This is a genomic window from Vibrio sp. ABH4_348, from assembly GCF_056159765.1.
In genome coordinates, this window is sequence record NZ_JBSWVW010000001.1 from 1095736 (window position 1) to 1120743 (window position 25008).

A 25008-nucleotide genomic window follows, 5' to 3' on the forward strand; every position below is an offset into this window, starting at 1 on the left:
TGATTAAGACATCAGGTTACCTTGGCTAAGTTGTTCAAACTTATGCGTTATAAACTCCAACAGTGCTTGTGTTTTTTTAGGCATAAACTGTTTCGATGGGTACACACCATAGATTGGGCCGGGTGTTTCAAGACGATAACTAGAAAGCAGTTTTATCAGCTTTCCCTTTCTAACAAACTCGTCACCATAAAGAGTGGGTAACACGCCTATGACAGGATTGTGAATGATGCCTTGCGCAAGCGGGCCAAAGTCATTGGCGTATATTCGGTAATTGGTGGTGAGTTGAAACTCTTTACCGGATTTATATAGATTCCAAGGCTTAGCTAGATAGGGCAGGGTAAATGCGTCTGCTTGGTTGAGATCTTGTGGCTTTCGAGGCAGCTTGTTTGTTTTTTGCCAACTTGAACTGGCATAGATGTTCATCGACGTATCGTACAGTTTGCGCGCGATTAAAGAAGAATCTTTAAGTGGTCCGGGTCGAATGGCCAAATCAACGTTTTCCGCCAGTATGTCTTCCATTGTGTTGCTAATTCGGTAATTCACATCCAAATTGGGATGCAGAGATTGAAACTCTGCTATCCAGTCTGACAAGCATAAATAGGAAACAAAAATAGGTGAGATGACGGTGAGTTTGCCACTCAGTTCTTGTTCTTGCTCTTTTAAAAAACTCACCCCGTCAAGAATTCCCTGAAGATGTGGTGCCACTTGCTGATAAAGCAATCGTCCTTGCTCGGTTAACGTTACTGTTCTTGAAGTACGCTGAACCAATTTGACGTCCAACTCTTTTTCTAAGGAAGCGAGGCGGCGGCTTAATGTGCTTGTTGGCAAATCTAGGTGAGTAGCGGCACTGACAAAACTGCCTTTCTCTGCAATCGCACGCAATATGGTTAGATCGTTAAGATTCATACTATCCCATTATTGGCATTCAGGGTTTTAAAAATGCTATTTTTTAGTGAGTATCCCGAGATTACCATGACTCAACAATATGTAAAGGAGTCAACGATATGAGAGTGATGTTAAGCGGGTTATTACTGGTGATTTCAGGAGTACTAAGTGCTCAGGACAATTCGCCAATTTCAACACGAGGTAATGTAGAAGTTTCTTTGTCGGCGATAGATTGTGGTCGCATCGAATCACGCCAACCCAGTATGTTTAATCCAAACACTAAACTAACCAAGCCACTAAAAATGGCGAATACCTGTTATTTAATTACCCATCCGCAAGGAACCTTGTTTTGGGATGCAGGATTTAACGACGGATTGAGTCAGATTAAAGAAGGAGTTGAAGCCTTGGGGGGCGCATTTCACTTTTCATTGCCAAAAACGACCCAGTCGCAACTTGACGAACTTGGACTGACGTTTTCGGATATTAAATACTTTGCCGCTTCTCATTTACATTCCGACCATATTGGAAACGCTAACAAGTTTTCCGAGTCAACTTGGTTGGTACAGAAACCCGAATTTGATTTGGCGTTCGCAAAGAATGCGGCCGAGTTGGGTTTTGATCCTTCAATGTATTCAGACCTAAAGCCTAACGCCAAAGTCATTCATGGAGATCATCAGGTCTTTGGAGATGGCTCAGTGGTAATCTTGTCGGCGTATGGACATTCGCCAGGTCACCAAGTGTTATACATTGATTTGCCTAATTATGGTCCAGTCGTTTTGTCCGGTGATTTGTACCACACTCGCAAAAACCGCCGATTGCGCGCTATTCCGATTTTTAATCAACCGAAACAAAGCAAGTTAGCGTTTGAAAAAATTGAAACCATTATTACTAAAACTGGGGCAGAACTATGGATAGGGCATGACTTAGAGGAGTTTAATCAAAGAAGGCTATCGCCATACGTGTATCGATAACCCGATTAGAAAAAGGTAAGGCACTCCGAAGAGTGCCTTGTTAACGTCAACGATAGGGAGAAAGCTGACGCTAATTCTGTATGATTCGTTTAGATTGCAGTTTTCAGCGCACGTTCGTGACGATCAAAAAGGTGACACTTTTCTGCTTCAATTCCCAATGTTAACTCAGAACCGTTCGCAAGATTGAGACTTAACGCTTTTTCTCCATCAATCATCATACTTAACTTATCAACTTGTTGCGATTGACAGTGCACATATGACGACGCACCTAGGAATTCTGCAACGTTTACAGTCATATCAACAACACACGCGAAGTTGTCCATGGTTTCTGGTGAAGCAATCTTAATATGCTCGGGGCGAATGCCTAGTGTGATTTGTTCACCTTGTGTCAATGCACTGCCATCTTTATCAAGCTTGATTTGGCGGCCATTGGTTAGTGCAACCACAACTTGAGAAGATGAGGCTTCTTCAACGGTAACCGGTAAGAAGTTCATTTTCGGCGAACCGATAAAACCGGCAACAAATTTGTTGTCTGGCTTGTAATAGAGCTCGAGTGGCGGTCCAACTTGCTCTACTTGCCCATCACGCAATACCACTATCTTGTCCGCTAAGGTCATGGCTTCAACTTGGTCGTGCGTTACATACACCATGCTTGATTCTAATGAACGGTGTAACTCGGCAATCTGTATACGCATGTCAACACGCAATTCTGCATCCAAGTTTGATAGGGGCTCATCAAACAAGAACAAGCGAGGGTTTCGTACAATGGCACGGCCAATCGCAACACGCTGACGCTGACCACCTGATAGCTCTTTGGGTAATCGGTCAAATAGCTTGTCGAGTTTCAGCATTTTCCCAGCGTAGTTTACCTTTTCGGCAATCTCATCTTTAGGGCGCTTATCCATCGAAAGTGCAAAACCCATGTTCTCACGAACTGTCATTTGCGGGTAAAGGGCGTAGGACTGAAATACCATGGCGATTCCACGGTCAGCAGGAGCTTGATTGGTAACGTCTTCGCCATCAATGAAAATGCTACCGCTGGTAGGCTCTTCTAAACCGGAAATCATACGAAGTAGCGTTGATTTACCACAACCAGATGGGCCAACAAAGGTTACAAACTCGTTGTCATTAATTTCTAAATCAATCCCTTTGAGAACTTCTGTTTTGTCGTAGGACTTTTTAATATTGTTGAGTTTAACGTGGGCCATAATTATTCCTTAATACCACCTTGAGTCAGACCTTGGATAAAGGCTTTTGACGCAAGTAAAAATGCAATGAGAGTGGGAGCCATCATGATGATTAAGCCTGCGAACATCATGTTCCAGCGAACGGCAAATTCATTTTCGAATTCTTGTAGCCCCAAAGTTAATGGGAACAATTCACGATCTTGTAAGAACAAGAGCGGGAATATGTATTCGTTCCATGCGCCGACAAATGAGAGTAGGGCAACCGTTGCAATTGCTGGCTTTACAAGCGGAAGTACGATTCGCCAATAGATTTGGAAGGGCAGTGCACCATCGACTCGCGCTGCCTGTTCGATTTCAGGCGATAATTGCTTAAAGAATGTAGTTAAGATAAATATCGCAACAGGCATCATACTTGCCGCTTGCACTAAGATAATGCCGAGTAAGCTGTTCAGTAAGTCCAGTTGCTGAACCACGACAAACAAAGGTGCCATCGCCAATCGAAGTGGAATGATCACGCCGAGCATGAACATGATAAATATGAGTTTGTTACCTTTGAACTCTACTCGCGCCAGAACAAACGCGGCCATGGTACTGAACAACACAGCTAGAACGACGGTTCCCGAGGCAATGATCAGCGAGTTCATAAAGTAACTACTAAAGTTAGCCTGTTCCCACGCTTCCACATAGTTACTAAAGAACCATTCGTTTGGCAGAGAAAACGGATGACGAATCACTTCGCCTAGGCTGCCTTTTAACGAGTTAATGAATGCCAACCCAAATGGAATGGCAACAACTAATGCCCATGCTAGTAGTAAAAACTGAACTAGAACCTGCTCGGTAGGGCGTAATTTAAAAATGCGTTCCATGAGTTCCCTTATCGATTGCGCAAGTTGCGAAGAGCCAAGAAGATAGACGCGGGTAGGATGAATACCGCAATCACCATACCGATAGCCGCTGCCATACCTAAATCTGCAGCGCCTGAGCCACCACTCGTACCAAATGCAGTTCGATACTGGAAAGTACCCATAATGTCAGTCGAATAATAAGGACCAGCATCTGGTCCCATCAGAATCAAGACATATTCGGCGTTGTTGAAGACATCGACCAAGGTAAGAATGGTGATCAAGATAAACGCTGGCTTAAGAACTGGAAATACAACGTGCTTGATACATTGCCAGCGATTGGCTCCGTCGAGAACGGCCGCCTCCAGCAAATCAGAACGCACACCAATGATGGCGGAGAGTATCAGCATGATAGAAAAGCCAAGTTTTTGCCAAGATTGGAAAATTGCGATGGTTGGCAGCGCGGAAGTTTCGTCACCTAAGAAGATAAATGGAATTGAAATAAACTCCCAATCCATCAAAATTTGGTTAATCGGACCACGTACATCGACAATTAATTGACCTAAGAAGGCAACGGCTACTGCCGCCAGTGGATAAGGCATGAAAAACAACAACTTGTAACCAGATTTACCAATCGTGTTCCAACTTAAAAGGAGCGCGAATCCCGTTCCTACAAGTAAGAACATGCTGATACAAATTGCGAAAAAGATGAAGGTTTGGCCAAGAGCATTCCACATTTGACCACTTAGGTAGTCATCGGTGAACAGTTTTACAAAGTTGTCCCAGCCAACGTAGGTTGCTGGTCCAATTCCCGGCCATTCAAAAAAGGATAAGAAAAAGGTGCCGATCAGAGGAAAAAGATTAAATACCGCATAAAGCAAACAACCCGGAATCAGCAATGCAGCGTATTGCATTTTTTCCTTTTGTTTGAAGCTGAACATCGACGTTTTCTTACGAGGTTTCGTTGCTTCAGTATCGATTGGGGTGCTTACCTCGCTGGTGCTAGGCGAGTGAGACATGCATTACTCCTAAATGTGAACTTGTATACCTAAATAACCTAGTTGCATAATTCAAGAGTTAAGCAACACAGTCGAAGTTACTTGGGTATAGAAAGGCTCAAGTCACCTTGAGCCTTTGAAATAAGATGAGACTTATAGGTTTTTCGCTTTGAAACCTTTTTCGATTTCAGCAGTTAGACCTTTCGCATCAACTTTACCTGCAAGGAATTTTTGGAATGCAGGACCAACGATCTCTTCATACTGAACGTTGTATGCACCTTTCCAGGTTAGGTACGGTTGAGCTTGATTTGCTAAGAAGCCTGCAGCCTCTGATTGGTAAGCGCCTTCATACGTGATACCTGAGGAGTAAGTAGAGATTTCACCTACGTGGTCAGCAAATAGCTGTGCAAACTCTTTTGTTGCTGTGTAAGCTAGAACTTTGTCTGCGGCTGAGCGCTGGTCGCTCTTAGCATTTACTAGGTAGGCGCCATCAGCAAACGCGTAGACTTTGCCGCCATCACCAGGTACCGGCATTAGCCCTAGACGGATATCTGGATCAGTTGCTGCCATGTTACCGTGTGGAGAGGTTGCCCATAGTCCATCAATAACCATTGCTGAATCACCGAGCGCAACGTTTGCGTGAGAAGTTTGGTAATCTAACGCTGATGCAGCTGGGTTTACGTATTGCTTCCAGCTTTCAAAAACGTCCGCAACTTTCTGGTAAGAAGCAGCAGTGAATGGCTCATCACGAGTTGAAACGCCCTTCATGTTTTCACCAGAAATACCAGCTTCAAGACCGGCACTCATCATCGCCAGTGCCCAACCTGCGCGACCAGGAACTTCTAGAGGAGTGACGCCGTTGTCTTTAAGTTTCTTCATGACGGCTTCAAACTCAGCGCGAGTTTTTGGCTCTTCGATACCATATTTTTCAAATACGGCCTTGTTGTAGATAACTTGAACGGTTTGAACCGCAAATGGAACACCGTACATGTTGCCATCTGAACCCATTGCAGATGCGAATGTTGCTTCAGCAATTCCACTTAGGTCTACATCAGAACCTAATGGTTCAATGATCCCGGCTTTAGCATATTGATCAAGGAAGGATGGACCTGGGCGACCTTGGAACAAATCAGGTCCATCCTCACTTTGCAGGCCAAGACGAAGGCGAGAGTTGTAATCTACGCCTTTAAATACTTCTACTTTAACTTTTACACCATCAATGCGTTTGCTGACCTCTTCCCAAAGAGGACGCTCTTGTTTACGCCAAGTCCATAGCGTTAGTGTTTCGTCTGCGAATGCGGTAATAGGCATCGCGACGGCCAAACCGAGTAGGGCGGTAATGGCTTTTACTCCACGTTTGATTTTCATCGATATATTCCCTTTTATTAGTTGCCGATGGAAACTTATTAAAAATCTAAACGGTTTGTAGAAAAAAACAACGATCTCAATCACAGTTACATTAACAAAAACGTTACAATTTAATAGTAATTACGTTGAAATAAATTTGACGTAAGTACTTGCAAAGTCTTTATTTGGTGTGGTCTGGATGCTGTTTTTTATTCTTTCTTGCATTTAGTGGTTAAAGTGGGCGAGAATGGGGGAATCAATTAGTTGATATTGGAAACTAAATGCCACTTGTCGCGGACAAAGTAAAACGAACTAATCTTGCCAGAGTGATTGAAACCCTTTGGCGACACCAGCCTATCTCTCGGGTCGACATTGCGGAGAAGTTAAGTTTAGATAAATCTACAGTTACGAAACTGGTATCAGTTTTGTCTGAAAAGGGCTTGGTGAACGAATCAGAAATGCGTAAACCAACCCAGAGTGGTGGCCGGCCTAAAGTTTATCTGAATCTCAATGATGAGACGGGTGTATTGGTGGGGTTGGAGCTCACTGATAGATTGATCAACATCTCTGTCGTTACTTTGTCATGCCAAGTAGTCGACCGACGCTTAATTTCAGTCGATAGAACTCAAGTTGAGCTAACCGATATTGCGAGTTTGATTTTGCCCGCTGTGAAAGAACTAGAGGAAAAGTGGGGTCCAATATTGGCCATTGGTGTTGGAATGCCAGGGTTAGTTGAACCCGATACAGGTCTTGTTCGTGTATCCGTGGCGTTTCAGATTAATGCACCAGTTAACTTAACTGAGATTCTAAGAAAAGAACTCGATTACCCTATTTACTGCGACAATGACGCCAATTGCGCGGCATGGGGCCAATTGATGCTGGGCAGACGAGATCTAAAAGACAATTTGGTTTACGTGCTGTTCTCATCCTACAGCCACAAACCCGGAGTTGATAATTTGGGTATTGGTATGGGTTACATATTCAATGGCCAAGTCTTTTATGGCGACGATTGTTGGACCGGTGAGTATGGTTTGGGGAAAGAGCCCGCATTGAAGAACCACAAAGAATTACTACAAAACTTTGTTGCAAAGCTTGCCGCTTTTTCTCGATTCCTAAATGTCCACCATTTAGTACTAGGTGGTCAGGTCGAGAAGCACTTTCACGCTATAGAAGAGCTCGTCCAGGAGGAATTGTCAGAGTTTTGTGGGCACGAAACCTGGCACCCAAATATAGAAATTTCAACATTAGGAACACAATCTGTATCTGCGGGTGCGGCGGCTATGGCTTGGAAGAAGTTAACCACACAAGAGTTAGTTCTTTTTGACGTTTTGTGATCGGTGTGACCTAGGATTTACCGACAAAGTAAACATTAATTAAAGTAGGACGTGTTTATGGCCTTAATTGACAAACTGTACCCTCAACCAAAAGAGAAAGACATATTAAGTGATGCGGTTGTGGATTTGACACACCTTATCGGACAGATCCCACTGACTTTTGGTCAGCGACTTGACGAAAGCCGTATTGTCTATGTTCAAGATAAGACCATTGATTCTCAGGGCTATCAGTTAACAACGGGTGTAGAGAACGTGCAGCTCAGTTATGCCGATGAGCATGGCCTGTTGTATGGACATTACTGTTTGGCTCAACTACTTGATATCTTCCAAGCGAAACTACCTGAGCTTAACATCAAAGATTGGCCGAGCTTTGATAAACGCGGTGTAATCCTTGATATCAGCCGTGACAGGGTTCCGACTAACGATACACTGTTTAAACTCATAGATTTCTGGTCTGAACTGAGAATCAACCAAGTTCAGCTCTATACCGAACATACTTTTGCCTACAAAAATCATCAAACCGCATGGGACGGATACTCGCCGATGCTGCCGGAAGAAATTCAAGCCCTAGATAAATACTGCATTAGTAAGGGCATTGAGCTTATCCCCAATCAAGCGACGTTTGGACACATGGAAAAGTGGTTATGCCATCCGGAGTATCATGACATTGCTGAACAAACTAGTGGCTTCTACGACCAACGCGGAGACTATCGTCCTGAGTCGTTTGGATTAAACCCCGTTAACCCTAAATCAGCACAGTTTGTTGATGAATTGTTTGCTGAGCTTTTGCCCAACTTTACGTCAGACACCCTCAATATTAATTTTGATGAAACCATGGATCTTGGTGTTGATGGCAGTCAGCAAGCGTGTGAAGAGCAGGGGCACGGAAAGGTGTATCTTAACTATCTAACCAAAATTCTTGATCTTGCTGCCAATCGCGGTAAACGATGCCAGATTTTCAGTGATATGTTGTTTCGATATCCAGACTTGTTACCCTACTTGCCCAAAGACCTTGAGCTTTTAAACTGGGGTTACGAAGAAGACCATCCATATGATGAAGAGCATCAAAAGCTTTCGGGATATGGCTACCCATTTCAAGTCGTCGTGTCAACGAACACATTTGCTTCGATAGCCGGACGTCGTCAGGCAGCCCGAGTACATATGCAGCGCGCCGCGATCTCCGCGAAAAAGTTTGGTGCCAAAGGTTATCAAATTTCTGAATGGGGCGACATGGGTTATGGGCAGGCATTTTTTACCGCGCTCCCGCACTATGTCTTTGGGGCGTGTGTAGCTTGGGATCATGAATCCAAATTAGAAAGCTGGGCAGATTTTGTTGCCAAGCATTTTGGTAAAGAGTTTATCGGATTGGAAAGTCTTATAAACAATATTCAAGACGCTTATCTAACCAGCGGAGTGACGACGCCAAACTGTGCGTATTACGGTCCTTTTGTGTTCGATCAACGCTCACGCAGACATATCAGACGCGCCGACATCGCTGATAAAGAGGTTCTACAACAAGCTCAAGAGTACCTTACTAATTTGACCAATGAGTTATTAAGTCAACCAGCTACCTGGCTATCTAAACAAATTGCCTGGACTTTGGAATGTATGAAAGTGGCAAATCAAATTGCCATTGAATATCAACAGTCTGGTACCAGAGAGCTAGAGCAGCTAGATGACCAAGCCAAAGAGCGTATTGCAGAGCGATTAAGTGGATTTAAACTGCGCTATCAAAACTTGTGGCTACAGCATTATCGAGAGGGCGGGTTAAAACAAAGTTCAAGCCGACTGACACTGCTGGAAGAGTTGTGCAAAACCAATGCAGAACAGCAAACACCAGTTAGCTAGTGTCATTTAACTAAGAAGTAAAAAAGGAGCCTTAGGCTCCTTTCTTGATGTTAGGTTAGTTGCTTACGCTGCAACTTCTTCAAGGCGAGCTAGATATTCATCTTTGCGTGCATTAAAACGGTTCACAAGATCATCAATTGCATCTTGATCGTAAGGTTTTAGGCCACTTGCGACCATGCGCTTAACGCCTTTACCCACTTCTTCGCCGTTTTCATTAAACGAGAAATTCAAAGTAACCACGCCACGTTTACCCTCAACATCAAAGGTTGCGCCTGCAAACTCAACTTGAGGGCGATGCAAATCTAAACGAGTAAACTCCACTTCCATACTCTCGTATATCACTAGAGGGCGCTGACAATTGATCATCATTTGCGCCTCTTCCATAAGAGGAACCATAATGTGAGGGAAGTTCATGCCTGAAAACTGGACGTAGTTTGTAACGACATATTCGATAAATTCAGCGTCGTGATTAACGTCGCCTTCGTGTGTCATGTGCAAATATTCTTTGCCATTGGCATCAACCACAACGGCGTCATGCTCTGACTTAGCATCGATATTAAGTGCAATACCATCGGTAACCATGCCTGCGAAGTCAAAACGCATTTTTTGACGAATACCTTGCTGGCTAAGCATTACAGCAAATAGCAGGTCTCCGGGTACACAAAAGCGTTTGTTGTCTTCGTCGTGAATAGGGTTGAAATCACCAGCTACTTTTTTAGCAAAGCGACTTGCTTGTTCACGAGTGAATTGGAATTGATTGTCAGTTAGCGAAAAGTATGGTGTCAAAAACATAATTAAAATGTCACATTAATATCTGCGGCGAAGTATACCCAAGTTCGACAGTGTTAATGGTCTATCCAGTGTTTCTGGAATCTATTCGCAATATCGAATTAGGGCCTAAATCAAAGCGAGTATTCTACTGTTGTAGACTCAATGTGCAATTAGTTTTATTTTCCACAGCGGTAACCTCTTATACGGAGTCATACATGTCAGCGAAATTTGACCAATCATTATTGAAAAATGCCCAGTATATTAATGGCGAGTGGCAAGCTGGAACGGAGTCTGACCTAGTGGTGGTGAATCCAGCAACTGGGGAAGAGTTAGCCAAGATAACGCAAGTAAGCAGTAAACAAGTCGATGTGGCGATAGAAGCAGCGCACCAGTGTTTTCAAACTTGGAAATCGACATTGGCCTCTGAACGCAGTCAGTTCTTGCATCGCTGGCACCAGTTGATCATTGAACATAAACAAGACCTCGCAAGTATTATGGTTCTTGAGCAAGGCAAACCGCTTAACGAGGCCATAGGTGAAATTGATTACGCTGCCAGCTTTGTCAAATGGTACGCCGAAGAGGCGTTGCGCAATTACGGTGAAACCATTCCTAGTCATTTGGCCGATTCAAAAATCGTCGTGAACTATCAACCTGTTGGTGTGGTAGCTGCGATTACACCATGGAATTTCCCAGCGGCGATGATCACAAGAAAATGTGCGCCCGCGTTTGCGGCTGGTTGCCCTGTGGTGCTAAAGCCAGCGCCAGATACACCATTAAGCGCTTTAGCACTAGCTGAGTTAGCTGCTCGTGCCGGTGCTCCGAAAGGTTTATTACAAGTCGTCATTGGTGATGCGAAAATGATTGGCGAACAGTTAATGAGTGATAAACGAGTTGCTAAGCTGTCTTTTACTGGTTCAACAGCGGTTGGCAAATTACTCATGTATCAAGCGGCAGACAGCATAAAAAAGCTATCCCTAGAACTTGGGGGGAACGCGCCTTTCATCGTTTGTGCCGACGCGGACATCAACAGCGCGATTGACGGTGTCATGGCAGCTAAATTTAGAAATTCCGGGCAGACTTGTGTCTCTGCCAATCGCATTTTTGTTCACAATGATGTGTATGACAAGTTCGCCAACAAACTGGTCGATAGGGTCAGTCGCCTTGTCGTAGGGGATGGGTTTAGTTCTGTTGATATTGGGCCACTTATTAACTCATCTGCGGTGGAGAAAGTTAACGAACACCTAGAAAATGCGTTAACCAAAGGCGCGACAATACTTTTTGGCAAGCGTCACATTGATTCGTCGAATTTGTTTGTGGCACCGGTTGTCCTGTCTGAGATGCAAGATGACATGATTGCAGCAAATCAAGAAACCTTTGGCCCTATTGCAGCCTTGTACCGTTTTCATTCCGACGATGAAGTGATAACTCGCGCAAATTCAACTCTATCGGGTCTGGCTTCTTACGTGTACACGCAAAACTTGAAACGCACCTACCTATACAGTGAGCGGCTAGACAGCGGCATGGTGGCGGTTAATAAAGGCATTTTGTCGACCAGCGTCGCGCCATTTGGTGGCGTGAAAGAATCTGGATTAGGCCGAGAAGGTGGTCGTCAAGGTATGCAAGAATTTCTGGAAGCCAAATACGTGCTGATGGGCGGTGTGTGAGTAGCGCTTTTCTGGTTACAGGCACAGTCAGGGACCTTTAGCGATAAAAAGTATTTGGAGAGTTTTTAATGTCGATAGCTATTGTGGTTGGTGCATCGGGGTTAGTAGGTTCAAACGTCGTGGATCAACTTGTACTTCAGCGGGAAGTTAGACAAGTTGTCACTCTAACTCGAAGGCCATGCATCCATGCCAATGAAAAAGTCGTAAATCATGTCATTAATTTCGATGATTTAGAGCAACACAAAGACCTGATAAAAGGCGACATGTTGTTCTCTTGTTTGGGCACGACGTTGAAAAGAGCAGGTTCTATTGCTGCGCAGCGAATCGTTGATATTGATTATCAGCTTAACGCTGCAAAAGTAGCCGCTGAGAATCAGGTTAAACATTACTTACTGGTGTCATCGAGTGGGGCTAACTACCAATCAAGAAATCAGTATTTGCGAATGAAAGGAGAATTGGAGCAAGCAATCGGCTTACTGAATTTTGAGAAAATCAGTGTTTTTCAACCATCGTTACTTTTGGGTGAACGAGATCATACGCGATTTGGGGAAACACTAGGAGGCGTGATTTTGCCTCAGTTATGTAAGTTGCCAGGCTTGCGTAAATACCGGCCAATCAAGGGTGAAGAGCTGGCTCAAAAAATGGTTAAATTTGCCCTATCTAATTACCAATCGACGGGTTGCAGTCACTTCACTTTGGACCAATGTTTCCCCTAGCTAATTTGGGGTTTTTATTATAATACAATCACTTAAACTAACTAATGGTGGAGTGCGGTTTATAATTAATCAATCTATCTATTAGCCGTAGTGAAATCAAAGAATCAAAAGGTTAGTAGAAGTACATTTGAAAAAAACAACAACGAATAACGGCTATGTCGACTGGACTACTTTTACAATGTGACGATACCGAAGAAACCAAACGATTCTATGAAGACTACTTGGGCTTCGACGTTATCGAATTTCTTCCCGATACTTGCACAGTCAAAAAAGGTGATTGTGAGCTGGTTTTCACCACTGAGGATATTCGATGCAGCGCCCCGCATTTTTCTGGCGTGATTGAGCTATATATTGAAGATCTTGAAGAATATTACCAAAGGCTACAACCTTATCTAGAGTCATCATTAATGCAAAGTGACGGCGTAGGGTTCACATTGACAGACTTCGATGGCTATCACTTGGCATTTTTGCAAAAGCAGGGACACAGCAACCTAAGGATAGATTCTTCTCTTTGACAAGTTACAAGAAGCCTAGTTAAACAGAAGAGGATATTTCCGTCGGTAGCGGCTTAACATAGATTCATTGCCTTTTAACCCCCCTTGGTGAATGTATAAATTGGGGTAGGGATACGATTTTTGTATAGCTGCAAATTGTTCTTCATTCAACAGACAATGCCACATTATCGGGTCATAGAGTAGATCAAACTCGATTCCGGTTTGCTCCCGAAGCTGCTGCCAAACCGTAAAATTTTCTCGATAGGTTTTGCCAAAGTGTCTCTTTTTGTCCACCGAGAGAATCGATGGAAAACTGCTTTCTCCCAAATCGGTAAATTGCTGTTGTAAGTAGTCATCATCTCCGACGCACGAACAAGTAAATACCTGAATTCGCTGGGGCTGCAAATATTTATGCAAGTACAAAGCGGTAGTTCCTGTGCCAGATGGCAAAAACACGTTGAGAGAGTCAAACCCCTGTTGTTCTCTAAATTCAATGATTTCAGACGCGAGTTGTTTTACACCCAGTTCTGCTTCTTTGATCCGCCCACCTTCCGGAAGACAAAGACTCGTTGCACCGAATTTTTGCTTTTCAAACCAGGTTTGTAAGTTTTCATGCTCGTCTAGTTGGACAGGAATAATGTTTGCTGACAAATTGACGGCAGCTTGGAAATTACCGATTGGGTTTGCCTGTAACCAACTTGGAATTCGAGTGACGTAGTAATCAAAACACCAACCTCGAAGTTTGGCCAGTGCGGCCATAGAATACAGTGAATTAGCTTGTGGACTCCCATAGCCAATCAGAGTATCAACATGCTCCAGCGGGGCACTCAACCAGTAAGCAAATTTTCTCGCCTTGTTTCCTGAAAACTCTGGATGAAGTAGATCATCTCGTTTTAAGTAAAACTCAACATGCTGGAAGGTGTGATGAGTCACTGGAGAGTGAGTGAGTCGAAACATAGAAGTAATCTATCAGAAGGCGATGTAATGCATTATACAAAGACACCGACGGTTAGTTCAGGATAAAAAGTAGAAGCCAGTGTATCTAGATAAAAAATGCCCAAAGCAAAGGGCTTTGGGCAATCAATAGGAGTTGGATTAGATAGAAAAAGCAGCATTAAAGGGTCACGGTCTAAATTCAAGTTGACGGCCAGTAAACTTCTCAATGCTCCGCGACCTACACAACTTCAGACGCTTGTTATCTCAATAAGTTCAAAAATTATTACCAAAAAAATGAAGTTTCTAACTTTTCACATTTATTCAATGTTTTAGATCAAGGAGGTTGGGTCGTTACAACGTCGAACGACGAATTTTTAGATTAACAACTTGTTAACTTCTGCTACTGGGCATATAGTCAAATGGTAATCTGGTTAGACCAGTTGTGGAGGTGTGCCATGAAACAGTTTAGACGTAAGTGGTTAAGCGATCCGACATTCGCATTTTTTCGCAAAGCTTTACCACCCCTATCAACGACAGAGCAGCAAGCCATGGAGGCGGGAAGCACCTGGTGGGAGGCAGACTTGTTTTCGGGCTCGCCAGATTTCCAAAAGATGTTGAGTTACCCCAAACCTGAGCTGACATCAGAAGAACAGTCCTTTATTGATAACGAACTTGAAACCCTGCTCGGCATGCTAGATGACTACACCATAGTCAAAAAAGATCGCGATCTACCAGCGCCTGTATGGGACTACTTAAAAGAAAACAAATTCTTCTCGCTCATCATTCCAAAAGCGTATGGTGGAAGAGAGTTTTCGGCATTAGCGAACTCAACGATTGTTGCAAAAATCGCCACTCGAAGTATCAGCTCCGCGGTTACGGTCATGGTACCCAATTCTCTTGGACCAGGCGAGCTACTCACTCACTATGGAACCGAAGCGCAAAAACAACACTGGTTGCCGAAGCTAGCGGTCGGTGAAGAAATTCCTTGTTTTGCTCTAACGGGGCCAGAAGCGGGATCGGACGCGGGTGGTATCCCTGACACGGGAGTGATTTGTGAGCAGGAATTTGAAGGAAGCCAAACACTAGGAATTCGACTTAACTGGAACAAGCGTTACATTACGCTAGCACCTGTTGCAACAGTTCTTGGTTTAGCATTCAAACTAAAAGACCCAAATCATCTTATTGGTGATGTCGAAGATATTGGAATTAGCTGTGCCTTGATTCCCACCTCTCATTTAGGCGTTGAAGTCGGTGAAAGGCATGACCCCATTGGTCTTGCTTTTATGAATGGACCCACCCGCGGCAAAGACGTGTTTATTCCTATCGACTGGCTGATTGGTGGGCAGGAATATGCGGGCAAGGGTTGGAGAATGTTGGTTGAGTGCTTGTCAGCTGGACGCGGTATTTCATTACCGGCATTAGGCGCAGCAATCGGTCATTTGACCACTCGGACTACAGGCGCGTATGCATTGGTCCGTAAACAATTTGGCAACCCAATTGGCAAGTTCGAAGGGGTTGCGGAACCTTTGGCTCGAATTGGTGGATTCACTTATCTGCTTGAGGCGGCGCGGACCTTTACCACGACGGCTCTTGATAGCGGCGAAAAACCTGGCGTTGTCACCGCGATTGCAAAATACCACATGACAGAAATTGGTCGGCAGGTTCTCAATGACGCCATGGATATTCACGCAGGGCGAGCCATTCAAGATGGTCCGTTAAACTACCTTGCCACTCATCACTTAGGAATCCCCATAGCAATCACCGTAGAAGGGGCGAATATTCTTACCAGAAATCTGATGATATTTGGTCAAGGTGCCACACGCTGCCACCCATTTGTCGGCCAAGAGATGGCTTGTGTGGCAGAAGCTCAAAAAGAGGGTGGGTTTGAATCAGCTGCAAACCAGTTTGATGAGCTCTTAGTTAAGCACATCAAACATGCTAGTAAAAATGCACTAGTTTCGTTGTTCCATGCTTTAACTGGGTCTAAGTTTGCATCTTCACCTGTATCGGGCCAGACTTCTGATTACTTCAAGCAAGTAGCTCGATTGAGTAGAGCCTTGGCAATTTCAGCCGATTTGGCGATGCTAAGTTTAGGAGGTGATCTAAAGCGCAAAGAGATGATTTCAGCACGATTGGGAGATGGCTTGAGCTACCTATATTTAGCTAGTGCGGTGTTAAAAAAATACCACGATGAAGGGCAACGCGTAGAAGATTGGGAGTTCGTTCAATATGGCGTGGAGTACTGCTTAACGTTAGCAGCTCGCTCGTTGCGACAAGCTTATCGAAACTTTCCTCATGTCTGGATAGGCAGGTTACTTAACTTCATCGTCTTCCCGTTGGGAAACCGCTATCGTCTGCCCAGTGACAAACTGGTCCATGGGTTGGTTAAACGCTTGATGACACCAAGTAATCAACGCGACCGGTTAACCCACCTGTGTTTTTGGCAATCTTCTGAACAAGATAGTGTCGGTCTGATGGAACTTGCATTTAACGCAGTTCACAAGGTGTCTCCGATTGAAGCGAAAATTACGACTTCGATTCGCGAAGGTAAGCTGGAGCGCAAAGCTACTTGGGCAGAAACGGTCATAGAGGCTGAACAAGCCGAAATTATCACCACCCAAGAAAGACAAAACATAGAGCAAGCGGATCGGCTTCGTTCTAAAGCCATTCAAGTCGACCATTTCTCAAATGATCTAGAAAAAGTGCTTACATCGAGCAACGAAGCATCACTTTCATCCACGAAACCGTCTGAGAAGATGAACAACGTGGCCTAACACCACAAACTCGAGTCACCCAATGATGTAATGGGTGACTCGAACTCTCTTTGAAATGAGCTCAGTGGTTCAACCACTTGGGCAAAATGGTCATTTTGAGAGAAATAAGATGAGTTATGTTTACGAACCTTTTATCCTATGCCAGTTTTTTAAAGGAAGTTGAATATGATCATCAAACCTAGAATTCGTGGATTTATCTGTACCACAACTCACCCAGTGGGCTGTGAAGCTAATGTAAAAGAACAAATTGCTTACACTAAAGCACAAGGTCCAATCGCAAATGCGCCAAAGCGTGTATTGGTCATTGGCTCTTCAAGCGGCTATGGATTGTCTTCTCGTATCGCGGCAGCTTTCGGCGGCGGCGCTTCGACAATTGGTGTGTTCTTTGAAAAAGAAGGCACTGAGAAAAAACCAGGTACGGCTGGTTTCTACAACGCAGCAGCATTCGACCGTCTAGCGAATGAAGAAGGCCTATATGCCAAAAGTCTAAACGGCGATGCGTTTTCACATGAAGCCAAGCAAAAAGCAATCGAGCTTATCAAGCAAGACCTTGAGCAAGTTGACCTAGTCGTTTACTCATTGGCGTCACCAGTTCGCAAACTGCCTGATTCAGGCGAACTAATCCGCTCAAGCTTAAAGCCAATTGGCAAGGCATACTCTTCAACGGCAGTCGACACCAACAAAGATGTGATTATCGAAGCAAGCGTTGAGCCTGCTACAGAGCAAGAAATTGCTGATACGGTAACGGTAATGGGTGGCCAAGACTGGGAGCTGTGGATGTCTGCGCTAAAAGATGCTGGTGTTCTGGCTGAAGGTTGTAAAACCGTTGCTTACAGCTACATCGGAACGGAACTAACATGGCCGATCTACTGGGATGGTGCGTTAGGTGAAGCCAAAAAAGACTTGGATCGCGCGGCAGCAGAACTGAATAAATCACTAAGTGGCTTAAACGGTACAGCGAACATTGCGGTATTAAAATCAGTGGTGACACAAGCGAGTTCAGCAATTCCAGTAATGCCTTTGTACATTGCAATGGTGTTCAAGAAGATGCGTGAAGAAGGCCTGCATGAAGGTTGTATGGAGCAGATTCACCGCATGTTCACTGACCGTCTGTACAAAGAAGATGGTTCAGTGCCTGACGTTGATGACAAAAACCGTCTACGTCTAGACGATTGGGAATTGCGTGAAGACATTCAAGCGCACTGCCAAAACCTGTGGCCGCAGATTACATCTGAAAACCTAAAAGAACTGACTGACTATGTTGAGTACAAAGAAGAGTTCTTGAAGTTATTTGGCTTTGGTGTTGAAGGCGTGGATTACGAAGCGGACGTTAGCCCTGCAGTAGAAACAGATTTTATCACAATTTAATTGCTGAACTATCTGAAAGTTAAAAAAGGTGCTGATTCAGCACCTTTTTTTGTTGGGGTTAGCCCAATTTATCCTGCTAGCTTTATACCCAAGTGACTTCAAGATGCAGGATTCAGAGCGACATATTCTGTTTTAGTTCTAGCCTCTCTACCTAAAGAACAGGAACGCAGTGGAATGACGAGTCCTTTCTAAGGGTATATCAAATCTAACTAGTTTTTCTTAGTGCAAGGGCAGCGCCAATTGCTACTCCAAGACTAGCACCTAACGCAATATTGCCAATAGCGGTTCCAATACCTATGCCAATCGCGGTACAGGCTCCTAGACTCAATGAATTAAATTGACGAGATTCAGTCACTATTAACCCTCAAACGTTCAATACGATAATAGACCCATATATGGTTATAAACTGACACGAATGATAATGATATGCAACAACTTGGTTTAATAAAACAAAAAGACGACCGCTTTGGGTCGTCTTTTCGATAAAACTCATAGGGTTTGTGCTTAGTCGAACAATCCTAGGTTTTCTTTAGCGTATGCTTCAAAGTCATCACAACCACCAATGTGGTCTTGATCGATGAAGATTTGTGGAACCGTTTCAACAGGTTTACCAACTGTCTTCTCAAGGTCAGCTTTGCTAATACCTTCCGCTTGAATATCAACGTAACGGTAGTTGAAATCATCGCGTTTTGCTTTCAGTGTTTCTGCGTGCTCTTTAGCGCGAACACAATACGGACATGCTGGACGGCCGAAAATAACTACAAACATATTAGTTCTCCTTTTTAGTAAGCCAACTATGCCTGAACGACGTATCGAAATAAAGCCACTATTACCTTTCAGTGTGATAGGTACAGTCTATTGCTGAAGTAATGAACGCATTTGATTTACCAAATATTGATCAGTCTCCGAGAGTGTGACTACAACGATGAATTAGTAACCAGATAAAGAGTATTGTTATTAAGTGCTCTTTAGTGAATTGGCGATGTTGGCCCAGCGTAAACAAGGAGTCTAAACGTGTTCAGTTTTATGACATCGACTCAAATAATCTTCGGCGAAGGCGCTCTGCAGTCCTCGTTATCTATGATTAATCATTTTGGATACAGTGTGTTATTGGTGACAGGCAAAGACCTAGAGCGTGCCAGCCCTGTTGTTAATTATCTCAAAAGTCAGAACATGCGTTATCAACACATGGCCGTAAGCGGGGAACCTTACATCGCTATGGTGGAGGAAACTGCCGTTCAGGGGCGAAAGTTCAAACCTGATATGGTAATCGCTATGGGGGGAGGCAGTGTCATTGATATGGGAAAAGCACTGGCAGCCATTATTCCAAATCACGGTAATGTCTATGACTATGTTGAGGTAGTCGGTCGCAGCGTTCCACTAAAAACACAGTGTTTACCTTTCATTGCTATACCTACCACAGCGGGAACCGGGTCTGAAGTGACTAAAAATGCCGTGTTAAAGTCGGGACAAGATAGGGTGAAGGTGAGTTTACGCAGCTCGGATATGTTGCCAGACGTTGCTATCATCGATCCGACCCTGACGTACGGAATGGATTTAGATTCATCAGGACGGGGCGCTATGGATGCGTTCACTCACCTAGTGGAAGCCTATGTATGTGGCGACCCCAATCCAATTACGGATATGATTTGTGAAGAGGGCTTACGTCGCTTGAGTCGTTCAATGATTGCAGCTTGTGTCCATGATGACTACAAAGCGCGTAGTGATGTTTCTTTTGCTGCTGTATTGGGCGGTATGGCGCGAACTAATGCTAAGTTGGGTGCTGCTCACGGTCTTGCGGCGGCATTGGGCGGAAAATTGTCGGCGCCTCATAGCGTAATAACTGCGCACCTCGCGCCTTTTGTTATGCATGAAAACATCCGAGCAGCAAAACAAGCCGGGCGCAACGATGTGTTGTATCGATACCGCCGAGTGGCAAGTTTGCTTACGGGGCGAAACAACGTAAATGTCGAAGATGGTGTACTTTGGGTGAACATGATGCTTGAAAAACTTCAGCTGTCATCGCTGAAAGATTTTGGAGTGTGTACCACCTCATTTGAGCAAGTCGCGGAAGATGCGATGAAGTCTGTTGCTATCAAAGGTAACCCACTTCCACTAACAGAAGAGCGTTTAATCTATATTCTACAACAAGTGTGTCAGTGCGATGTACAGTGTCAAGTAACGCAAACGTCGGACAATCAAGCGTCAATCGAATACGTAGAAGAGTCGGATGTTCACATGCCTTAGTGAATGTTCTACTAATAAAAAAGCGAAGCTGATGCTTCGCTTTTTTCTTTTTTGGTTACTACTAAAACTGTGAAAGCTTGTCGTAGCGAGAATCTTTCAGTGCGTCTTTTACGCGTCGCAGGTTTTCTCTAAAACCAGAACCGCGACGTAGCGTAAATCCAGTCGCCAGCACATCAATTACCGTCATCTGAACGACTCGGCTTGCCATTGGCATATAAACGTCTGTGTCTTCTGGAACATCAAGACAAATAGAGAGCGACGCAGCCTGATCAAGTGGCGAACCTTTAGCGGTGATAGCTATCACTGTCGCGCCATTTTCCTTGGCGAGATTAGCGATTTCTACCTGACTCTTGGTTCGTCCAGTGTGTGAAATCAACACAATGACGTCGTTGTCTGTACAGTTTATGCAGCTCATGCGCTGCATCACAATGTCTTCAAAGCAGGTAATTGGGATATTGAAACGGATGAACTTATTCTGTGCATCTTTAGCAACAGCGGAAGACGCACCCAGTCCGAAAAACGAAATGCGTTTGGCTTGAGTCAATAGATCAACAGCTCGATTGACTTGAATTGGGTCTAGGCTGTTTTTCGCTACATCCAAGCAGGCCATCGTCGATTCAAAGATTTTATGCGTGTATGCATCGGGTCCGTCGTCTTCTTCGACATTGCGATTTACATATGGCGTACCGTTAGCCAAACTCTGAGCTAAGTGCAATTTAAAGTCGGGAAAGCCCTTGGTATCAAGACGTCGGCAGAAACGGTTAACGGTTGGCTCACTGACATCTGCCATTTTAGCAAGGGTAGCAATGCTTGAGTGAATAGCCGTCTGCGGAGACGCCAGTATCACTTCAGCTACCTTGCGCTCTGATTTGCTAAAGTTTTCCAGATTTTTTTGAATTTTTTCTAATGTATTCATAGTGTTCACGAAAAGTTTGAGAACAACTTGTCAACTTGTGCGCGGATAAAACAGGGTACAAACATTCAAGGGCTATCCAAACGCAAACGAATTAAGTTGACACCTTTAGGCCAGTATAAACCTAAGCCAAACGTTTTCAGTACACTTTGTCAGATTGGATGAGCGAGAATATGATAAGCATCAACAAATTTTGCCTAAACTACATTTTTGTGCAGTTTAGGCGTAATTTGATCAGTGAACTGGCTTCAATTGACAGGCAAATTACAAACTTTTAGAAAGAAAGTTTCAACTTAGTAGCCCACGGTTGGCTATTCAACAATGCTGTCTGCCAGAGATAAAAGGCGTTTCATCAGGTTTGGTGCCTGCTTCGCGATTTCACGTTGTTCCTGCAAGATATTTTTTAAAATTGTATCTGTGGTTAGCGGGTTGGCGAGGACAACTCTGAACACAATGGTATCTAGCGACTGGTATGTCTCTGGATTCAGCTGGGTTCTGGAAACAAACGATTTACCAAGTTCACGCTGACGTTTTTGCATAAACTTAGTGAGCTCGTTAAGTAGTTCATTTAGCTGCTTCAACTGAGTCGAATTGGCTCTAGTCAATGCTTTTCGAACGGACACAGGAACGTATCGATAAGTTAGAAGACACAATTCAGGCTTAGAGATTAACTCAAAGTCTTCATCTGAATTGATCATATCAGCAAATCGTTTTGCTTTGCTGACACTCTCATCGATAAGCAATTGGTAACCAGGGCGACCAATAATGTGCATGGCTGCCGACACTAACATTGCCATCCCAGAACGAGAGCCCTCAAGTGTGTGACTGCCTAAGTCCTTTGACCCTTTGCGTAGAATATACTGGGCGTGGTGCTCGATACTGCTGACAGCACTTGGATCTTTAAACAACACCATGCCTGCCCCCATTGGGATGTAGAGCTGTTTGTGCGCGTCTATGGTAACCGAGTCTGCTTTATCGATGCCTTTCAACAAAATACGGTGTTGATTTGACATTAAGGTTGCGCCACCCCACGCCGCGTCGACATGGAAATGGGTATCAAATTTTCTACATATTTCGGCCATCGCATCGAGCGGGTCAACATTGCCCGTTTCAGTGGTACCGGCAACACCGACAACGGCGATGGTTTTGATTTGTTTGGCTTTGAGATCAGCCAGTGTTTGCGCAAGAGCATCGGGACAAATTTTATTGTCTGCATCGGTTTTAACCGTTACTAAACCCTGCTGCCCAATACCCAAGACATCCGCTGCTTTTTTTAGCGAATAGTGGCCGCGATCAGAGACAACAATAGCCAGCCCACGGTAGCCGTAATGGTTCATCGCTTCAAAGAGTCCAGCTTTCTCAACGCCAACAAACTCTTTTGTCGCACCAAGTGCTTTGTTTCTCGCTACCCACAGTGCTGTAATGTTTGCAATGGTACCGCCAGAGCAAAACGCGCCGAGACTGTGATTGGCACTGTGCATCCAGCGGCGATAGAACCCTTCATCTTCTTGGTAAATTAGATTGTGCAGCATGCCTAGTACTTGGCGTTCAAGTGGTGTAAACGCCTTAGAGGTCTCTATTTTTACCAAGTTTTGATTGAGCGCGATCATGATTTTGGACAACGGCATCAAGAAGTAGGGCAATGCAGAGGTCATATGCCCAATAAAACTGGGCGAGGAAGTATGAACAGAATGCGCGACTAGGTTATCGAGTAAATGCTGAGTATGTTCGGAAACAAAAACTGGTTGTTCAGGCACGCTTGCATTGGCAAACATCTGTTCGATCTCATGCAAGGGACGCTCTTCTGTCACGATATGATTGCGCAAAAACACATTGAGGTTGTTTGACAGTGCTTGGTCAATGCGTGTCAGAGTTGAATCTGGGCCCTCTGGCACGGTGAAGATACGCAAGAGACTGTCAAAGCTAATGTCTACGGTTTTTTGTTCAGATACCATACAAATAAGTGACTGATTAGGAGATCAAAACTAGGCGGTCAATCTAAACGAAAACGGGACGAATGTCCCGTTTAAAATGGAGCAGCTACCGGATTTAGCGGCATTGAGCGATATCAATTTGTGAAATCGCTGTGTTGTAGCGATTTAATGCCGTCTCAATTTTGACTGGATGGCTCAGCAAATCAGCAAACGCTGAACGCAAATCGTAGTTCTTCGCATGCGGCTTGGATTGTCTGTCAGAAAAGGTTTTGCTAGCTAGTTGGCCTAATTGATCACTGCGAGACGCGAGTACTTTGATATCCGCTTGTTCTAGTTGCAACCAGCTCTCTACCGAGCGCTCGGTCTTCACTTTACTCGGGTCTTTTTCCAAATAATGCTGAACAGCAGCGCGGTTTAGTTCAAAATGGTTTTTTCGGCCTTCTAGAAACCACAAACTGACTTCTTGTAGATTGGGTTGTTGCGACACAGTGAGGTCGGTTAAATCCTCGTACCAATTGAGGGAGGCATCAATGTAAACATCATATTGATTACTCAAACATTGTGTATCTGCCGCGCTAACACCAGTCGATGAAAGGGCGATTGCGAGAGACAAAAACAAACGTTTCATGGGCATTCCTTTTTAAAGTTAATTGCTTGCAAATGTTTAACTCGCATATTCCACCCCAAGGGTGCCATGAAAGAATGTGCGGAAACTATGCTATGTATACTTCGATGAGTATTGATAATTATATTGTGGTTTTAATTATGATACTAAGCGGGACTTTTCCCGTTTATTGTTCCGATGAACAATAGGGTAAATCGGAAAACTACCGCAATATAGCGGTTTGTCACATAATTTCTGAGATCTAGCCTGCAAGCCCAACAAAGAAGGTCATCAAGACCGGGACTAAAAGACTAAGAATAAAGCCGCTAACGATGGCGACCGGAACACATTTAACCCCCCCAGTGTTTTGAATCAGGGGTAAAGTGAAGTCCATTGCGGTTGCACCGGCGTAACCAATTGACGTACATGGGAAGCGGCGTATAAACAATGGGATGAAAGCCAGAGCAAATAGCTCGCGTAACAGTTCGACCAAAAATGACGCGCCACCGTAAATCGGACCAAAAGCATCTCCCATCAAAATCCCTGCTAGTGAATACCAACCGAAGCCAGAGGCCATGGCAAGGCCATGATAGGGACTGATATCTAAGAACCAAGCCGCGATTAAACCTCCGACAAAAGAAGACACGATCACGAGTAGTGCAATCATCATCCCTTGTTTGTTCAGCAAAATCTGTTTTAAGGTCAAGCCACTGTTTCTGAGTTCGATACCAATGAAAAAAAGTAATAGATAGAGTACCCATTCAATCGCTGTGTCGGCCCACGAGAAATCAAAAGGCAACCCAATACCTATCAAAAGGCCGCCGCCTACGACAACAATTAACTTGCTCGACTCTAGCATCATCGCTGACAGAGGAACTTTGGTAGATTTGTCTGTTGTCTCTAGGGGTAAGTACTTGTCTATGAGAGGTAACACCAGGAGGTTGCAGCCTCCAAGGCAGACAAAAAATACCGCGGTATACTGCAAGATGGTTTGTAGGTTATCGGCGAGGTTATCAAGTGCTGCCAGAGTTAACCCCATTAACCCCAAAATTAGATAAATCAGCTGGCAGGTGCTGCGGTTGATTGTTTTGATGGTGGAAGGGTTTTTAATAGAAACTAAATACCCCGCAACAAGCGGGGCAAATATTAAAAGAATTCCTGACGACATTAACTAC

The 25008-nt window shown here is 44.2% G+C and carries 22 protein-coding genes; 9 read left to right on the plus strand and 13 right to left on the minus strand.

The genetic code is table 11. The features are described from left to right. Positions 1-3: 3 nt before the first annotated feature. Positions 4-906: a LysR family transcriptional regulator gene (locus tag ACXAFJ_RS04930; RefSeq protein WP_475321823.1), complete on the minus strand. Its 903-nt coding sequence runs from the start codon at positions 904-906 to the stop codon at positions 4-6. A 98-nt stretch (positions 907-1004) separates the two neighbouring features. Between ACXAFJ_RS04930 and ACXAFJ_RS04935 the strand changes: the two genes are divergently transcribed. After that, on the plus strand, positions 1005-1856 hold the full coding sequence (locus tag ACXAFJ_RS04935) for an N-acyl homoserine lactonase family protein (RefSeq protein ID WP_475321825.1): 852 nt from the start codon (positions 1005-1007) through the stop codon (positions 1854-1856). Between the two features lie 89 nt (positions 1857-1945). On the opposite strand, the gene ACXAFJ_RS04940 is transcribed toward ACXAFJ_RS04935, so the two are convergent. The 4 genes from ACXAFJ_RS04940 to ACXAFJ_RS04955 form a co-directional block, all read right to left on the minus strand. Next, complete coding sequence (locus ACXAFJ_RS04940) at positions 1946-3064, minus strand: ABC transporter ATP-binding protein (RefSeq protein WP_475321826.1); 1119 nt, start codon at positions 3062-3064, stop codon at positions 1946-1948. A gap of 2 nt (positions 3065-3066) precedes the next feature. Then, complete coding sequence (locus ACXAFJ_RS04945; protein WP_475321827.1) at positions 3067-3909, minus strand: carbohydrate ABC transporter permease; 843 nt, start codon at positions 3907-3909, stop codon at positions 3067-3069. A gap of 8 nt (positions 3910-3917) precedes the next feature. Beyond that, positions 3918-4904 carry a carbohydrate ABC transporter permease gene (locus ACXAFJ_RS04950; protein WP_475321829.1) on the minus strand — a complete coding sequence of 329 codons (987 nt, stop codon included), beginning with the start codon at positions 4902-4904 and terminating at the stop codon, positions 3918-3920. 132 nt (positions 4905-5036) lie between these two features. Then, positions 5037-6251 carry an ABC transporter substrate-binding protein gene (locus tag ACXAFJ_RS04955; RefSeq protein WP_475321830.1) on the minus strand — a complete coding sequence of 405 codons (1215 nt, stop codon included), beginning with the start codon at positions 6249-6251 and terminating at the stop codon, positions 5037-5039. Between the two features lie 260 nt (positions 6252-6511). On the opposite strand from ACXAFJ_RS04955, the gene ACXAFJ_RS04960 reads away from it, so the two are divergent. Both ACXAFJ_RS04960 and ACXAFJ_RS04965 read left to right on the plus strand, forming a co-directional pair. Beyond that, positions 6512-7564 (plus strand): ROK family transcriptional regulator, encoded by a 1053-nt coding sequence (locus ACXAFJ_RS04960; protein ID WP_475321831.1) that lies wholly within the window; start codon positions 6512-6514, stop codon positions 7562-7564. A 57-nt stretch (positions 7565-7621) separates the two neighbouring features. Then, positions 7622-9412: a family 20 glycosylhydrolase gene (locus ACXAFJ_RS04965; protein WP_475321833.1), complete on the plus strand. Its 1791-nt coding sequence runs from the start codon at positions 7622-7624 to the stop codon at positions 9410-9412. A gap of 63 nt (positions 9413-9475) precedes the next feature. Here ACXAFJ_RS04965 and ACXAFJ_RS04970 read toward each other — a convergent pair whose 3' ends face one another. After that, a complete protein-coding gene (locus tag ACXAFJ_RS04970; RefSeq protein WP_475321834.1) occupies positions 9476-10204 on the minus strand; it encodes a DUF3581 domain-containing protein in 729 nt (242 codons plus the stop codon). A gap of 194 nt (positions 10205-10398) precedes the next feature. Between ACXAFJ_RS04970 and ACXAFJ_RS04975 the strand changes: the two genes are divergently transcribed. From ACXAFJ_RS04975 to ACXAFJ_RS04985, 3 genes are all read left to right on the plus strand, one after another. Then, positions 10399-11847, plus strand: coding sequence for an NAD-dependent succinate-semialdehyde dehydrogenase (locus tag ACXAFJ_RS04975; RefSeq protein WP_475321835.1), 1449 nt, complete (start codon positions 10399-10401; stop codon positions 11845-11847). Between the two features lie 68 nt (positions 11848-11915). Further along, complete coding sequence (locus ACXAFJ_RS04980) at positions 11916-12563, plus strand: NAD(P)H-binding protein (protein ID WP_475321837.1); 648 nt, start codon at positions 11916-11918, stop codon at positions 12561-12563. 155 nt (positions 12564-12718) lie between these two features. Beyond that, positions 12719-13078, plus strand: coding sequence for a VOC family protein (locus ACXAFJ_RS04985; RefSeq protein WP_475321838.1), 360 nt, complete (start codon positions 12719-12721; stop codon positions 13076-13078). Positions 13079-13093: 15 nt separating this feature from the next. On the opposite strand, the gene ACXAFJ_RS04990 is transcribed toward ACXAFJ_RS04985, so the two are convergent. Further along, a complete protein-coding gene (locus ACXAFJ_RS04990; RefSeq protein ID WP_475321839.1) occupies positions 13094-14014 on the minus strand; it encodes a 1-aminocyclopropane-1-carboxylate deaminase/D-cysteine desulfhydrase in 921 nt (306 codons plus the stop codon). Positions 14015-14448: 434 nt separating this feature from the next. Between ACXAFJ_RS04990 and ACXAFJ_RS04995 the strand changes: the two genes are divergently transcribed. Beyond that, positions 14449-16767, plus strand: a complete 2319-nt coding sequence (locus ACXAFJ_RS04995; RefSeq protein ID WP_475321841.1) for an acyl-CoA dehydrogenase — start codon at positions 14449-14451, stop codon at positions 16765-16767. Between the two features lie 165 nt (positions 16768-16932). After that, on the plus strand, positions 16933-18135 hold the full coding sequence (gene fabV, locus ACXAFJ_RS05000) for an enoyl-ACP reductase FabV (protein WP_475321842.1): 1203 nt from the start codon (positions 16933-16935) through the stop codon (positions 18133-18135). Positions 18136-18340: 205 nt separating this feature from the next. Here the strand turns inward: fabV and ACXAFJ_RS05005 are convergent, their stop codons facing one another. Next, positions 18341-18490, minus strand: a complete 150-nt coding sequence (locus tag ACXAFJ_RS05005) for a hypothetical protein (protein ID WP_475321844.1) — start codon at positions 18488-18490, stop codon at positions 18341-18343. A 149-nt stretch (positions 18491-18639) separates the two neighbouring features. Then, positions 18640-18903: a GrxA family glutaredoxin gene (locus ACXAFJ_RS05010; RefSeq protein ID WP_475321845.1), complete on the minus strand. Its 264-nt coding sequence runs from the start codon at positions 18901-18903 to the stop codon at positions 18640-18642. Between the two features lie 246 nt (positions 18904-19149). Between ACXAFJ_RS05010 and ACXAFJ_RS05015 the strand changes: the two genes are divergently transcribed. Next, positions 19150-20382, plus strand: a complete 1233-nt coding sequence (locus ACXAFJ_RS05015) for an iron-containing alcohol dehydrogenase (RefSeq protein WP_475321846.1) — start codon at positions 19150-19152, stop codon at positions 20380-20382. A 61-nt stretch (positions 20383-20443) separates the two neighbouring features. Here ACXAFJ_RS05015 and ACXAFJ_RS05020 read toward each other — a convergent pair whose 3' ends face one another. From ACXAFJ_RS05020 to ACXAFJ_RS05035, 4 genes are all read right to left on the minus strand, one after another. Beyond that, positions 20444-21298, minus strand: coding sequence for a MurR/RpiR family transcriptional regulator (locus ACXAFJ_RS05020; RefSeq protein ID WP_475321847.1), 855 nt, complete (start codon positions 21296-21298; stop codon positions 20444-20446). A 308-nt stretch (positions 21299-21606) separates the two neighbouring features. Further along, the gene (panP, locus tag ACXAFJ_RS05025) at positions 21607-23250 is read right to left on the minus strand and encodes a pyridoxal-dependent aspartate 1-decarboxylase PanP (RefSeq protein WP_475321849.1); all 1644 of its coding nucleotides are present in this window, start codon (positions 23248-23250) and stop codon (positions 21607-21609) included. Between the two features lie 94 nt (positions 23251-23344). Continuing rightward, complete coding sequence (locus ACXAFJ_RS05030; protein WP_475321850.1) at positions 23345-23857, minus strand: hypothetical protein; 513 nt, start codon at positions 23855-23857, stop codon at positions 23345-23347. A 238-nt stretch (positions 23858-24095) separates the two neighbouring features. Beyond that, positions 24096-25001: a LysO family transporter gene (locus tag ACXAFJ_RS05035; protein ID WP_475321852.1), complete on the minus strand. Its 906-nt coding sequence runs from the start codon at positions 24999-25001 to the stop codon at positions 24096-24098. Between the last annotated feature and the right edge of the window lie 7 nt (positions 25002-25008).

Coding starts and splice junctions, on each gene's coding strand:
- ACXAFJ_RS04950 (WP_475321829.1), bottom strand. CDS start 4,904: ATGTCTCACTCGCCTAGCACCAGCGAGGTAAGCACCCCAATCGATACT.
- ACXAFJ_RS05030 (WP_475321850.1), bottom strand. CDS start 23,857: ATGAAACGTTTGTTTTTGTCTCTCGCAATCGCCCTTTCATCGACTGGT.
- ACXAFJ_RS04990 (WP_475321839.1), bottom strand. CDS start 14,014: ATGTTTCGACTCACTCACTCTCCAGTGACTCATCACACCTTCCAGCAT.
- ACXAFJ_RS04970 (WP_475321834.1), bottom strand. CDS start 10,204: ATGTTTTTGACACCATACTTTTCGCTAACTGACAATCAATTCCAATTC.
- ACXAFJ_RS04935 (WP_475321825.1), top strand. CDS start 1,005: ATGAGAGTGATGTTAAGCGGGTTATTACTGGTGATTTCAGGAGTACTA.
- ACXAFJ_RS04995 (WP_475321841.1), top strand. CDS start 14,449: ATGAAACAGTTTAGACGTAAGTGGTTAAGCGATCCGACATTCGCATTT.
- fabV (WP_475321842.1), top strand. CDS start 16,933: ATGATCATCAAACCTAGAATTCGTGGATTTATCTGTACCACAACTCAC.
- ACXAFJ_RS04960 (WP_475321831.1), top strand. CDS start 6,512: ATGCCACTTGTCGCGGACAAAGTAAAACGAACTAATCTTGCCAGAGTG.
- ACXAFJ_RS05010 (WP_475321845.1), bottom strand. CDS start 18,903: ATGTTTGTAGTTATTTTCGGCCGTCCAGCATGTCCGTATTGTGTTCGC.
- ACXAFJ_RS04985 (WP_475321838.1), top strand. CDS start 12,719: ATGTCGACTGGACTACTTTTACAATGTGACGATACCGAAGAAACCAAA.
- ACXAFJ_RS04975 (WP_475321835.1), top strand. CDS start 10,399: ATGTCAGCGAAATTTGACCAATCATTATTGAAAAATGCCCAGTATATT.
- ACXAFJ_RS05035 (WP_475321852.1), bottom strand. CDS start 25,001: ATGTCGTCAGGAATTCTTTTAATATTTGCCCCGCTTGTTGCGGGGTAT.
- ACXAFJ_RS04955 (WP_475321830.1), bottom strand. CDS start 6,251: ATGAAAATCAAACGTGGAGTAAAAGCCATTACCGCCCTACTCGGTTTG.
- ACXAFJ_RS04965 (WP_475321833.1), top strand. CDS start 7,622: ATGGCCTTAATTGACAAACTGTACCCTCAACCAAAAGAGAAAGACATA.
- ACXAFJ_RS04945 (WP_475321827.1), bottom strand. CDS start 3,909: ATGGAACGCATTTTTAAATTACGCCCTACCGAGCAGGTTCTAGTTCAG.
- ACXAFJ_RS04980 (WP_475321837.1), top strand. CDS start 11,916: ATGTCGATAGCTATTGTGGTTGGTGCATCGGGGTTAGTAGGTTCAAAC.
- ACXAFJ_RS05020 (WP_475321847.1), bottom strand. CDS start 21,298: ATGAATACATTAGAAAAAATTCAAAAAAATCTGGAAAACTTTAGCAAA.
- ACXAFJ_RS04930 (WP_475321823.1), bottom strand. CDS start 906: ATGAATCTTAACGATCTAACCATATTGCGTGCGATTGCAGAGAAAGGC.
- ACXAFJ_RS04940 (WP_475321826.1), bottom strand. CDS start 3,064: ATGGCCCACGTTAAACTCAACAATATTAAAAAGTCCTACGACAAAACA.
- panP (WP_475321849.1), bottom strand. CDS start 23,250: ATGGTATCTGAACAAAAAACCGTAGACATTAGCTTTGACAGTCTCTTG.